Source organism: Pseudodonghicola flavimaris, from assembly GCF_030164425.1.
GTDB classification, from domain to species: Bacteria; Pseudomonadota; Alphaproteobacteria; order Rhodobacterales; family Rhodobacteraceae; genus Pseudodonghicola; species Pseudodonghicola flavimaris.
In genome coordinates, this window is sequence record NZ_JASNJD010000002.1 from 236,261 (window position 1) to 249,069 (window position 12,809).

At 65.5% G+C, this 12,809-nt stretch carries 12 protein-coding genes; 9 read left to right on the forward strand and 3 right to left on the reverse strand.

The genetic code is table 11. The features are described from left to right. Nucleotides 1-12: 12 nt before the first annotated feature. From QO033_RS03800 to QO033_RS03810, 3 genes are all read right to left on the reverse strand, one after another. Entirely contained in the window at nt 13-666 is a 654-nt protein-coding gene (locus QO033_RS03800) for a histidine phosphatase family protein (RefSeq protein WP_284479600.1), read from the reverse strand. Nucleotides 667-801: 135 nt separating this feature from the next. Continuing rightward, complete coding sequence (locus tag QO033_RS03805) at nt 802-1,503, reverse strand: response regulator transcription factor (RefSeq protein WP_284479601.1); 702 nt, start codon at nt 1,501-1,503, stop codon at nt 802-804. After that, complete coding sequence (locus tag QO033_RS03810) at nt 1,500-3,374, reverse strand: hybrid sensor histidine kinase/response regulator (RefSeq protein ID WP_284479746.1); 1,875 nt, start codon at nt 3,372-3,374, stop codon at nt 1,500-1,502. The genes QO033_RS03805 and QO033_RS03810 overlap by 4 nt, the downstream gene beginning before the upstream one ends. A gap of 245 nt (nt 3,375-3,619) precedes the next feature. Here QO033_RS03810 and QO033_RS03815 point away from each other — a divergent pair, with 245 nt between their 5' ends. The 9 genes from QO033_RS03815 (at nt 3,620) to QO033_RS03855 (ending at nt 12,798) form a co-directional block, all read left to right on the forward strand. Next, complete coding sequence (locus QO033_RS03815; protein ID WP_284479602.1) at nt 3,620-5,593, forward strand: AMP-binding protein; 1,974 nt, start codon at nt 3,620-3,622, stop codon at nt 5,591-5,593. Nucleotides 5,594-5,668: 75 nt separating this feature from the next. Further along, nucleotides 5,669-6,487 carry an ABC transporter ATP-binding protein gene (locus tag QO033_RS03820; protein ID WP_284479603.1) on the forward strand — a complete coding sequence of 273 codons (819 nt, stop codon included), beginning with the start codon at nt 5,669-5,671 and terminating at the stop codon, nt 6,485-6,487. A 77-nt stretch (nt 6,488-6,564) separates the two neighbouring features. Then, nucleotides 6,565-7,551: a branched-chain amino acid ABC transporter permease gene (locus QO033_RS03825; protein WP_284479604.1), complete on the forward strand. Its 987-nt coding sequence runs from the start codon at nt 6,565-6,567 to the stop codon at nt 7,549-7,551. A 4-nt stretch (nt 7,552-7,555) separates the two neighbouring features. After that, entirely contained in the window at nt 7,556-7,840 is a 285-nt protein-coding gene (locus QO033_RS03830) for a hypothetical protein (RefSeq protein WP_284479605.1), read from the forward strand. A 2-nt stretch (nt 7,841-7,842) separates the two neighbouring features. After that, nucleotides 7,843-8,919 carry a branched-chain amino acid ABC transporter permease gene (locus tag QO033_RS03835; RefSeq protein WP_284479606.1) on the forward strand — a complete coding sequence of 359 codons (1,077 nt, stop codon included), beginning with the start codon at nt 7,843-7,845 and terminating at the stop codon, nt 8,917-8,919. 77 nt (nt 8,920-8,996) lie between these two features. Further along, on the forward strand, nt 8,997-10,280 hold the full coding sequence (locus QO033_RS03840; RefSeq protein ID WP_284479607.1) for an ABC transporter substrate-binding protein: 1,284 nt from the start codon (nt 8,997-8,999) through the stop codon (nt 10,278-10,280). Between the two features lie 100 nt (nt 10,281-10,380). Next, the gene (locus tag QO033_RS03845; protein ID WP_284479608.1) at nt 10,381-11,205 is read left to right on the forward strand and encodes an ABC transporter ATP-binding protein; all 825 of its coding nucleotides are present in this window, start codon (nt 10,381-10,383) and stop codon (nt 11,203-11,205) included. A gap of 57 nt (nt 11,206-11,262) precedes the next feature. Next, on the forward strand, nt 11,263-12,435 hold the full coding sequence (locus QO033_RS03850; RefSeq protein WP_284479609.1) for a phenylacetate--CoA ligase family protein: 1,173 nt from the start codon (nt 11,263-11,265) through the stop codon (nt 12,433-12,435). A 180-nt stretch (nt 12,436-12,615) separates the two neighbouring features. Continuing rightward, complete coding sequence (locus QO033_RS03855) at nt 12,616-12,798, forward strand: zinc-finger domain-containing protein (RefSeq protein ID WP_284479610.1); 183 nt, start codon at nt 12,616-12,618, stop codon at nt 12,796-12,798. The last annotated feature ends 11 nt before the right edge of the window (nt 12,799-12,809 follow it).

The window sequence follows — 12,809 nt, forward strand, 5'->3', positions numbered from 1 at the left end:
TCTCCTTTCTGCTTACATATGGGTTTGCGCGAATTGCCGCTCCGGCGTCTCCAGATGCGGCACCGCGTTGAACAACACCGGGCTCAGCCGGTTGCCGATGGGGAACAGCCGGTGCATCGAGGTGTTCATGATCGCCAGCGCCATCTGCGACATCGCCGGGATGTCGAGCCCGAGAAACTGCCGCATCACCATCGAGATCAGCCCGCCGGAGGTGACAACCAGAGCCGGGCCCGGGCCTTCGGCGATATCGGCGATCGCCGCGCGCACCCGGGTTTCGAATTCGGCGAAACTCTCGGGCACGTCGTCCAGCTCATCGCGCTGCCAAGCGCCGAAGACCTTTGGCATGTGCTCGGCGAAACTGTCGCGTTCCTTCGGGATCGGGATACCGTGCTGCTGCTCCAGCAGCTGCGCCATGGTGAAATACTGCAGCTCGTTCAGGCGCGGATCGACGACGATCCCATCGCCCAGCCCCATCGAGGCCGCGGTCTCCAGATGCCGGGTGAGCGACCCGCAATAGACCCGCCCCTGCACCGTGCCAGAGGCCCGCAGGTGATCGCCCAGCCAGGCGGCCTGCTGATGGCCCAGCGGGCTCAGTTTGTCGTATTCGGCCTCGTCCCGGGCCTCGGTATTGGCCTGGCCGTGACGGATCAGGGTAATCTGGGACATCACTCGCTCCTACTTTGCGCCCGTCTTATGCGAGCCGCGCAGAAGGGGGAAGAGGCAGCGCCTCTGACGTGCCGTTTCTGCATCGCCCCGGCCGGCGCCCGCCCAAATCTTCCCGGCCGCCCCCGGCCGCGCCGGTCAGCTCCACCGCACATCGCCCAGAAAGATGTACCCGGCACCGTAGATCGTCTTGATCAGCCGCGGGTTCTTGGGGTCCTCGCGCAGCTTGGTGCGCAGCCGGGAAATCCGCACGTCCATCGCCCGATCGAAGCTTTCGCCCGCCGCACCACCCAGTGCGTCCTGCATCTGGGCGCGGCTGATCAACCGCTTGGGGCTTTCCAGAAACAGCCGCAGCACCTCGCCCTCGGCATGGGAAAACGGGGTTTCCGCACCGTCTTCGTCCTCCAGCGCATAGCGGTCGAAATGCGCGGTCCAGCCGTTGAACTCCGCCCTCTGGCCGGACTGGGGCGCCGCCGCCCCGCCGCGCAGCCGGGCACGGATACGGGCCACCACCTCGGCCGGGTCGAAGGGTTTGGTGATGTAGTCGTCCGCCCCCAGTTCCAGCCCGGTAACCCGGTCCTGAACCTGTGCCCGGCCGGAGATGATGATCACCTTGGCGCCGCGTTCCAGTGCCAGCCGGTGCACCAGCGCCAGCCCGTCGGTGTCGGGCAGCGACAGGTCGACCAGGCAGACATCGGGGGTAACCCGATTCAGCGCCGCCTCGAACTCCCTCGCACGGGCGAAACACTGGGTGCGAAAGCCGGCCTCCTCCAGCGCCTCGGTCAGGATGCCGCGAATCTCAGGCTCGTCGTCCAGGATGGTCACCAGGGGTGCGCTCATGCGGCGACCTCCCCGCGGCCCAGCAGGGTGGCGAGCTCGGCCCGCGTGAAGGGTTTCTGCAGCACCGGCGCCCGCGCCTGCGCCGCCCGGTAAAGCGGATCGGAGGCCGGCAGCGAGGTCATCAGCACGCAAGCCAACCGACTGTCGCCGATCCGGTCCAGCAGATCGAGCCCGGTCGCCGCCCCCTGCAGCCGGATGTCGGAGACCACCAGCCGGATATCCTCCAGATCGGCCAGCAGGGCGCAGGCCTCGTCGACCGAGCTGGCCTCGATCACCGAATGCCCGAGCTCGACCAGCATATCGCGCACCGCGGCGCGCAGATCGACGCGATCCTCGACCAGCAGCGCCAACCCGCCCGCCGCCGCCGGCGCGGCGCGATAGGGCAGCCGAAGTGTCACGCAGGCGCCCGAGGCGGTGTTGCCCAGCTGCAGGTCGCCGCCGGTCAGCTTGACCATGTCGTAGACCATCGGCAGCCCCAGGCCCGAGCCCTCTTCTCCCTTGGTGGTAAAGAAGGGATCGAGCGCCTTTTCCAGCGCCTCGGGCGAAAACCCCGGGCCGGTGTCGCTGACCGCGATCTCGATCCAGATATTCCCGACCGCATGGGCACTGACGGTGATCTGGCCGGACGAACCGCAGGCATCGCGGGCGTTTAGCACCAGATTGAGCAGCGCATCTTGCAGCATCCCGGGATCGAGCATCAGCAGCTCGTCAGGGCTGTGATCGAGAAGGCTCATGCCCACTCCCTGCGGCAGGCTCGGCGTGGCCAGCAACCGCAGATCGGCCAGCAGCCCATGCAGGTCGGTGGCCTGCGGCATCAGCGGCCGCTTGCCGGTCATATCGGCGATCCGGTCCAGCAGACGGCCGCCGCGCCGCGCGGTTGTCCGGGTGGCGGCAACCAGTTCCTGCGCCTCCGCCGGCAGATCCATCCGCGCCAGTTTGCCCTGCATCCCGAGGATGATGGTCAGCAGATTCGAGAAATCATGCGCCAGACCGGAGGTCATCTGCGCCGCCAGCGCCCGCCGCCGGGTCTGTTGCAGGGCCACCCGCGCCTGGGTCTCCTCGGTCACATCCATCGACAGGATATAAACGCCGCCCTGCCCGTCCGGGGTAAAGGCGGCGCGGATGCGGCGGGAATCGTGATCCTCGGTGAATTCGAACACCGAGCTGCGCCCGCCGTAGGCGGCCCGCAGATGCGGTTCGATCCGGGCATAGCTGTGCGGCCCGAGCGCCTCGGAAATCGCCATGCCGGTGATCTCCGACGGCCGCCCCGGCAGAACCGCGCTCAGCCGGCGGTTGGAATAGAGATAGCGGCCCGAACGATCGACATGAGCGATATGGGCCGGCATCATCTCTGCCGTCATCCGGGTGCGCGCCTCCATCGCGGTCAGCTGGCGCTTGGCCTCCTCCAGCGCGGTGATGGTGGCGGCGAGCTCGCGGTTGGCGGCCGACAGCTCCTCCGCATGCGCGATCAGTTGATCGGACAGTTCCTCCGACCGCAGCCGCAACAGATCCTCCGACCGTTTGGCGCGGGTGATATCGGTATAGACCGTCACCCAGCCGCCCTCGGGCAGCGGCGATCCCTCGACCGAGATGGTGCGCCCGTTGGCGCGGGTGCGCTCCATGTAATGCGGCTCGAAGGCACGAGCCTGCTGCACCTTGCGGGCGACGAAGGCCTCGATCTCGCCGACCTCGCCATATTCGCCGGTGCTGGCCAGATGCCGGATGGTCTCGTCGAAGCGCGCGCCGGGAGTGGCCAGCCGGTCGGGCAGATCGAACATCTCGCGAAACCGGCGATTGGACACGGCAAGCCGCAGGTCACGGTCATAGATCGACAGCGCCTGGGCGATCAGATTGAGCCCGGCGTCGGTCATTTCGCGGATCTGCTGCTGGTTGTCCTCCACGGCGTCTCCTCCTCTCCCCGCGCTATGGCTAGCATCCGTCGGCGGATTTCGCAAAGGGCCGGCGGGGGCTCCGCACAGCCTGTAACAATTCGTAAGGATTGCGCAATGATCAGGAAAAAGTTGACCGACTGAATGGCGCCTGTCCTAATCGGACCGGACCCGTTGGGAGGCGGGTCCCAGCCGGCCGGTGCGCCGGACAGGGAGGAGAACTGAAATTGGCACAGACGCAGTCTGGCGCCGAGCGGCTTTTGTCGCTTCCGGCGCTGCTACATCGTAATGCCACCCAATTTGGGACGGCGCCCGCCTATCGGGAAAAGGAATTCGGCATCTGGCAGAGCTGGAGCTGGGCCGAGACCGAAAAGGAGATCGAGGCGCTTGCGCTCGGGCTGATCAACCTCGGGGTCAACGAGGGGGATTTCATCGCCATTATCGGCCGCAACCGGCCCTATCTCTACTGGTCGATGGTCGCGGCACAGGCGGTGGGGGCGATCCCCGTCCCGCTCTACCAGGATGCGGTGGCCGAGGAGATGGCCTATGTGCTGGGCCACTGTGGCGCCCGCTTCGTCATCGCCGGCGATCAGGAACAGGTCGACAAGGTGATCGAGGTGCAGGACCAGCTGCACCAGTTCGAACATCTGATCTATCTCGATCCGCGCGGCATGCGGAAATACGAGCATGCGCACCTGCACCAGTATTCCCACGTGCAGGATCAGGGCCGCGCCGCCCATGACGAATTGATCGGCGAGCTGAAACGGCGCCAGGCCAAGCTGGACTACGACAGCACCTGCGTGATGCTCTACACCTCCGGCACCACCGGCAAACCCAAGGGCGTGGTGCTGTCGAACCGCAACGTGATCGAGAGCGCCAGGAACGCCTCGGGCTTCGACCACCTGCGCCAGAACGAGGACATCCTGTCCTATCTGCCGATGGCCTGGGTGGGCGATTTCATCTTTTCGGTGGGCCAGGCCTATTGGTGCGGCTTCTGCGTGAACTGCCCCGAAAGCGCCGACACCATGATGACCGACCTGCGCGAGATCGGCCCCACCTATTTCTTCGCGCCGCCGCGGGTGTTCGAAACCCAGCTGACAAACGTGATGATCCGGATGGAGGATGCCGGCCGGCTGAAGCGCAGCATGTTCCACCACTATCTGGCCCACGCCAAGAAGGTGGGCGGGCGCATTCTGGACGGCAAGCCGGTCGGGCTCTGGGACCGGATCAAATACGCCATCGGCAACGCGCTGGTCTACGGCCCGCTGAAGGACACGCTGGGGCTGGGCCGGGTGCGGGTGGGCTATACCGCCGGCGAGGCGATCGGGCCGGAAATCTTCGAATTCTACCGCTCGCTCGGCATCAACCTGAAACAGCTCTACGGCCAGACCGAGGCGACAGTGTTCATCACCGTCCAGCCCGATGGCGAGGTGCGCGCCGATACCGTCGGCGTGCCGGCCCCGGATGTGGAGATCCGCATCGATGAAAGCGGCGAGATCTTCTACCGCTCGCCCGGGACCTTCGTGGAGTATTACAAGAACCCCGAAAGCACCGCCTCGACCAAGGACGCCGAGGGCTGGGTGGCAACGGGCGACGCCGGCTTCTTCGAGGAATCGAGCGGCCATCTGCGCATCATCGACCGCGCCAAGGACGTGGGCAAACTGTCCACCGGGGCAATGTTCGCGCCGAAATATGTCGAGAACAAGCTGAAGTTCTACCCCGACATCCTGGAGGCGGTGCTGTTCGGCAACGGCCGCGATCACTGTGTCGCCTTCATCAACATCGACCTGACGGCGGTGGGCAACTGGGCCGAGCGGAACAACATCGCCTATGCCTCCTATCAGGAGCTGGCGGGACATCCGAAGGTGCTGGCCTCGATCCAGAGCCATGTCGAGGCGGTGAACCGGTCGGTCGCCGAGGACGAGATGCTCTCGGGCTGCCAGGTCCACCGCTTCGTCGTGCTGCACAAGGAGCTGGATGCCGACGATGGCGAGATGACCCGCACCCGCAAGGTACGCCGCCGCATCGTCGAGGAGAAATACGCCGATATCATCACCGCGCTCTACGACGGCTCCGCCTCGGTCTCGACCCGCACGGAGGTGACCTACGAGGACGGTCGCAAGGGCTATATCAGCGCCACGCTGGAAATCCGCGATGCCGCGGTGGTGCCGGTGGCCCCGCATCAGGTGGCGGCAGAATGACGGCCCCGGGGAACCGCGTCGCGGACGGGACCGCCTCCGGCGGGAGTATTTGGGCAGAGAAGAAGGAGGGGGCGCATGCTTGATCAGGCCGAAGGCTATATCACCGACGACGGCCGCAAGATCGGCGGCGTGGTGATGGAGATGAAGAACATCACCCTGCGGTTCGGCGGCGTGGTGGCGATCAAGGACATCTCCTTCGACATCCGCGAAGGCGAAATCCGCGCCATCATCGGGCCCAACGGGGCCGGCAAATCCTCGATGCTGAACGTGATCTCGGGGTTCTACGTGCCCTCCGAGGGGGAAGTCTGGTTCCGCGGCGAGAAGCGGCCGCCGATGCGCCCCTATGAGATCGCCCGCCAGGGCATCGCCCGCACCTTCCAGAACATCGCGCTGTTCGAAGGCATGAGCGTGCTGGACAACGTGATGACCGGGCGGCTGACGCAGATGAAGTCCGGGCTGTTTTCCCAGGCGCTGTGGAAGGGCAAGGCCGAGGCAGAGGAGATCGCCAACCGCGAAATCGTGGAACAGGTGATCGACTTCCTGGAGATCCAGCACATCCGCAAGACGCCGGTGGCGCGGCTGCCCTACGGGCTGAAGAAGCGGGTCGAGCTGGCGCGCGCGCTGGCGGCGCAGCCGAAGCTTCTGCTGCTGGACGAGCCGATGGCGGGGATGAACGTCGAGGAGAAGGAGGACATGTGCCGCTTCATCCTCGATGTGAACGACGAATTCGGCACCACCATCGCGCTGATCGAACACGACATGGGCGTGGTCATGGATCTGTCCGACCGGGTGGTGGTGATGGATTACGGCAAGAAGATCGGCGACGGCCCGCCCGACGAGGTGCGCAACAACCCCGATGTCATCGACGCCTATCTGGGGGTCGCACATGACTGATCGTCGGGGGGACACGCCAGGAAAATTCGGATTTTCCTGGAAAAATTCGTGGAAGAATTTTGCAGGAGGCGCGGGACATGCCTGATCAACTACTCTTCGCCATGGAGGTCACCCTGAACGGGTTGATGGCCGGCGTTCTCTATGCCCTGGTCGCCCTGGGCTTCGTGCTGATCTACAAGGCCAGCGGCATCTTCAACTATGCCCAGGGGGTGATGGCGCTGTTCGCGGCGATGACCCTGGTGGGGATCATGGACGGCCAGGTGCCGTTTTCGCATCTGATCAACGCCATCTTCGGCACCGATGTGCATCACTTCGGCTGGCATCTGCCGGGGCTGCTGGCGATCCTTCTGACCATGGTGGTGATGGCGGTCCTGGCCTGGGGGGTGCAGCAATTCGTCATGCGCCACCTGATCGGGCAGGAGCCGATCATCCTGTTCATGGCGACCATCGGGCTGGCCTATTTCCTCGAAGGCGTCGCCGACCTGATGTGGGGCTCGGAAATCCGCAAGCTGGATGTCGGGCTGCCGCAGGGCATCAACGAGACGATCGACGGCGTCACCTATGACATGTTCGGCTACGGGTTCTTCATCGACAATCTCGACATCGTCGCCACCGTGATCGCGGCGCTGCTGGTGATCGCGCTGGTGATCTTCAGCCAGTACACCAAGCAGGGCCGCGCCATGCGCGCGGTGGCCGACGATCACCAGGCGGCGCTGTCGGTGGGGATTTCGCTGAACTTCATCTGGGTGATGGTCTGGTCGGTGGCAGGCTTCGTGGCGCTGGTCGCGGGCATCATGTGGGGCACCAAGTCCGGCGTGCAGTTCTCGCTGTCGCTGATCGCGCTGAAGGCGCTGCCGGTGCTGATGCTGGGCGGCTTCACCTCGATCCCCGGTGCCATCGTCGGCGGGCTGATCATCGGGGTGGGCGAGAAGCTCTTCGACTTCCTGTTCGGCCCGATGCTGGGCGGCGCCACCGAGAACTGGTTCGCCTATGTGCTGGCGCTGCTGTTCCTGGTGTTCCGGCCGCAGGGGCTGTTCGGCGACCGCATCATCGAGAGGGTGTGAGCCGATGCGAAAGCTGATTGCCATCATCAACGTGATCGCCTGGTCGGGGTTCTGGGCCTTCGGCTATATCGCGATCACCACCCGCGAGCTGACCGCGGCGCAGATGACGACCGCCGCCATCATCGCCTGTCTCGGGTTCCTGACCGGGGTGCTCGCCTATCTCAAACTCTGCCGCGGGGCGGTCGACAGCGGCATCGAGCCGCGTCGCCAGCTTGACCCGGCCACCCGCGCGCGGGCGCAGGCCGACCATCCAGCCGATTACAAGGCCGACTATCAGGGGAGCGTCTAATCGTGTTCTATCGTGAAGCCGGGGATTTCAAGACTTCTTATCTGCAGGACGGCCAGACCTTTCCGATCCGTTTCGACCGCTACCGCTATTACGCGGTGCTGGCCTTCGGATTTCTGGTGGTGCCCTTCATCATCAACGACTACTGGGCCAATGCCATCCTGCTGCCGTTCCTGATCTATGCGATCGCCGCCGTCGGGCTGAACATCCTGACCGGCTATTGCGGGCAGGTGTCGCTGGGCACTGGCGGGTTCATGGCGGTGGGGGCCTATGCCTGCTACAAGCTGATGACCGCCTTCCCCGAGGTGAGCATGTTCATCCATGTGATCCTGGCCGGCGGCGTCACCGCGCTGGTGGGGGTGCTGTTCGGGCTGCCCAGCCTCAGGATCAAGGGGTTCTACCTCGCCGTGGCGACGCTGGCGGCGCAGTTCTTCCTGGTCTGGCTGTTCAACCGGGTGCCGTGGTTCTACAACTACTCCGCCTCGGGCCAGATCAGCGCGCCGGAGCGCGATGTCTTCGGCATCATCCTGACCGGCCCGAACGCACCGGCCTGGGCCACCTACCTGTTCTGCCTGATCTTCCTGACGCTGGCCGGGCTGATCGCGCGCAACCTGACGCGCGGCACCGTCGGCCGGTCCTGGATGGCGATCCGCGACATGGACATCGCCGCCGAGATCATCGGGGTGAACCCGCTGAAGGCGAAGATGACGGCCTTCGCGGTCAGCTCCTTCTTCGTCGGCATCTCCGGGGCGCTGTTCTTCTCGATCTACCTCGGCGCGGTCGAGGTCGGCGAAGCCTTCGGCATCCAGAAGAGCTTTCTGGTGCTGTTCATGGTGATCATCGGCGGGCTGGGGTCGATCTTCGGCTCCTTCGCCGGGGCGGCCTTCCTGGTGGTGCTGCCGGTGGTGCTGAAACTGCTGGGCGTCGACCTGCTGGGCTGGCCCACCGATATCGTGGCGCATTTCCAGCTGGTGATCGTCGGCGCGCTGATCATCGTCTTCCTGGTGCTGGAGCCGCATGGCATCGCCCAGCTCTGGAGGGTGGTGAAGGAAAAACTGAGACTCTGGCCTTTCCCGCACTGACGCGGGGCAGGCACCGGGCGGCAGGGAGGATGCCGCCCGCAACCGACATCGGACGATACCAAGGGAGGAATGACCCGATGAAGAAGAAACTGACTGCGCTGGCGTTGGGCGCCATGCTGGCTGCCGGACCGGCGATGGCCGAACTGGTGGTTCCCTCGCTCAGCTACCGGACCGGCCCCTATGCGGCGAATGGCATTCCTTTCGCCGACGGCTACGCGGATTACTTCACCCTGCTGAACGAACGCGATGGCGGAATCGGCGGCGAGATGATCAAGATCGTCGAATGCGAGACCGGCTATAACACCGAAAAAGGCGTCGAGTGCTACGAGGGCACCAAGGGCGACAGCCCGATGGTCTATGAACCGCTGTCGACCGGCATCACCTATCAGCTGATCCCCAAGGTCACCGCCGACGGCATCCCGATGCACACGCTGGGCTATGGCCGCACCTCGGCCAAGAATGGCGCTGTCTTCCGCAACATCTTCAACTACCCGGCCAACTACTGGGACGGCGCCAGCGTGGCGATCAAGCATATCCTCGATCAGGAAGGCGGCGATCTGAAGGGCAAGAAGATCGCGCTGGTCTATCACAACTCCGCCTACGGCAAGGAGCCGATCCGCACGCTCGAAGAGCTGGCCAAGAAGCACGGCTATGAGCTGAGCCTGCTGCCGGTCGACCATCCCGGTCAGGAACAGAAGAGCCAGTGGCTGCAAATCCGCCGCGAACGTCCCGATTACGTGATCATGTGGGGCTGGGGCGTGATGAACCAGGTCGCCATCCAGGAGGCCGTGAACATCCGCTTCCCGATGGATCATTTCATCGGCATCTGGTGGTCGGGCTCGGAGAACGACGTGCTGCCGGCCGGCGACAAGGCCGATGGCTACAAGGCGCTGACCTTCCACAACCTGGGCTCGGATTACCCGATCTATGACGACCTGAAGAAATACGTCGTCGAGGGCGGCAAGGCCGCCGGCGCCGGCGACCAGCTGGGCACCGCCCTCTACAACCGCGGCATGTATGCCGCGATGCTGGCGGCAGAGGCGATCAAGACCGCGCAGGGCCTGGCCGGCACCTCGGCGATCACCCCCGCACAGATGCGCGACGGCATGGAAGCGCTGGAGATCACCGAAGAGAAGATGGCCGGCCTCGGCCTGCCGAACTTCGGCCCGGCCTTCAAGGTGAGCTGCGAGAACCACGGCGGCGACGGCTATGCCGCGGTGGCGCAATGGGACGCCAAGGCCGGCAGCTGGTCGCTGATCACCGACTACATGCAGTCCGATCAGGAGGTTCTGGCACCGCTGGTCGAGGCCGACTCGATGGCCTACGCCAAGGAAAACGGCATCACCCCGGGCTGTAACTGAGCCCCGGACCGATCCTGAGGGCGGCGGTCCGCTGCCGCCCTCCCCCAATATGTTTCCTCCGCCCGCGAGACCCGCGGCAGATGCAGAGAAGGACCGCCAGATGCTGGACGCCGGACAGACCAGGGAGACCCTGCTCGAGGTCAACAATATCGAGGTCATCTACAACCACGTCATCCTTGTTCTGAAGGGGGTGAGCCTGACCGTCCCCAAGGGCGGCATCACCGCGCTGCTTGGCGGCAACGGCGCCGGCAAGACCACCACGCTCAAGGCGATCTCGAACCTGCTGCAGTCCGAACGCGGCGAGGTCACCAAGGGATCGATCCGTTACCGCGGCGAGCCGGTGCAGGAAGCCAACCCCGCGGAGCTGGTGCGCAAGGGCGTGATCCAGGTGATGGAGGGGCGGCACTGCTTCGAACACCTGACGGTCGAGGAAAACCTGCTGACCGGCTATTACACCCGCAAGCAGGGCAAGGCCGAGATGATGCGTGATCTCGACATGGTCTACACATATTTCCCGCGCCTGAAGGAACGCCGCCGCAGCCAGGCCGGCTACACCTCGGGCGGCGAACAGCAAATGGTGGCGATCGGCCGGGCGCTGATGTCGCGACCCGAAACCATCCTGCTGGACGAACCCTCGATGGGCCTGGCGCCGCAGCTGGTGGAGCAGATCTTCGAGATCGTGAAGGATCTGAACGAGAAGGAGGGGCTGACCTTCCTGCTGGCCGAACAGAACACCAATGTCGCACTGCGCTACGCCCATTACGGCTATATCCTCGAATCCGGCCGCGTGGTGATGGACGGCCCTGCCCGGGAGCTGCGCGAGAACCCCGATGTGAAGGAATTCTACCTCGGCGTCTCGGACGAGGGCCGCAAGAGCTTCCGCGACGTGCGCAGCTATCGCCGCCGCAAGCGCTGGCTGAGCTGAGGCGCAGGGGCGCCCGCATCCGCGACTCATGGGCAGCAAGGACAAGGACCAGAAGTGATGACCGCCTATTTCGACGATCTGGAAACCCGCAGCGCCGATGCGCGCGCGGCGGCGCAGCTGGAGGCGCTGAACGCCAATCTCGCCCGCAACGGCCTGCCGCCGCTGGCCGATCTGGCCGACCTGGCGGCGCTGCCGGTATTGCGGAAATCCGACCTCAGCGCCCGGCAAAAGGCCGAACCGCCCTTTGGCGGGCTGCCGGTCAGCAACGTCGCGCATATCTTCCAGTCGCCGGGGCCGATCTATGAACCCGGCGGGGTCAGCCGCGACTGGTGGCGGATGGGCCGATTCCTGCATGCCGCCGGCATCGGTCAGGGCGATATCGTGCAGAACTGCTTCGGCTATCACCTGACGCCCGCCGGCATGATCTTCGAAAACGGCGCCCGCGCGGTCGGCGCCGCCGTGGTCCCCGCCGGCACCGGCCAGACCGAACTGCAGGCGCGCGCGGCGCATGATATCGGCGTCACCGCCTATGCCGGCACGCCCGATTACCTCAAGGTGATCCTCGACAAGGCCGAGGCGATGGGCCTGCCCCTGAAGATCGCCAAGGCGGCGGTGGGCGGCGGCGCGCTGTTCCCCTCGCTGCGCCAGGAATATGCCGACCGCGGCATCGCCTGCCTGCAAAGCTATGCCACCGCCGATCTGGGCAATATCGCCTACGAAAGCGCCGCGATGGAGGGGATGATCGTCGACGAGGGCGTGATCGTGGAGATCGTCACCCCCGGCACCGGCACCCCGGTGGCACCGGGCGAGGTCGGTGAAGTGGTGGTCACCACGCTGAACCCCGATTACCCGCTGGTTCGCTTCGCCACCGGCGATCTCTCCGCCGTTCTGGCCGGGACCTCGCCCTGCGGACGTACCAACGTGCGGATCAAGGGCTGGATGGGCCGGGCCGATCAGACCACCAAGATCAAGGGCATGTTCGTGCGCCCCGAGCAGGTGGCGGAGCTGGTCGCCAAACACGCCGAGATCGTCAAGGCCCGCGTCATCGCCAGCCGCGACGGCGAGATGGACGTGATGCGGGTGCAGATCGAGGCGACCGGCGGCGATGCCGGCACCTATGCCCGCAGCGTCGCCGATCTGCTGAAGCTGAAGGGCGCGGTCGAGGTCGTCGCCCCCGGCAGCCTGCCCAAGGACGGGTTGGTGATCGAGGATCAGCGCAGCTACGACTGACCCCCCGGGCCCCGCGCCACCGGACAGACCGCAGCCGCCCGCCGGCTGCGGTGAGCGTTTCGGCGGCAGCCCGGCGCCGGCGCCGCCACAGCGGCATCGCGCCCCTTGCCCCTGCCGGGGGGTTGGACCATAAACGCAGGCGTTCCATTTCGCCAAGGCATCAGGAAGGATCCCCACGCCATGACCATCGAGGCGCCTGAAACCAAGATCGTCGAAAGCTACCGCATCGCCTGCGACGGCGGGGAAGGCGCGCTGGGTCATCCGCGCGTCTGGCTGCATATCCCCGAGGATCAGGGCTGGGTCGAATGCCCCTATTGCGACTGCAAGTACATCCATAAGGATTTCGCCGACCAGGCGGCCTGAGACGCAGGCTC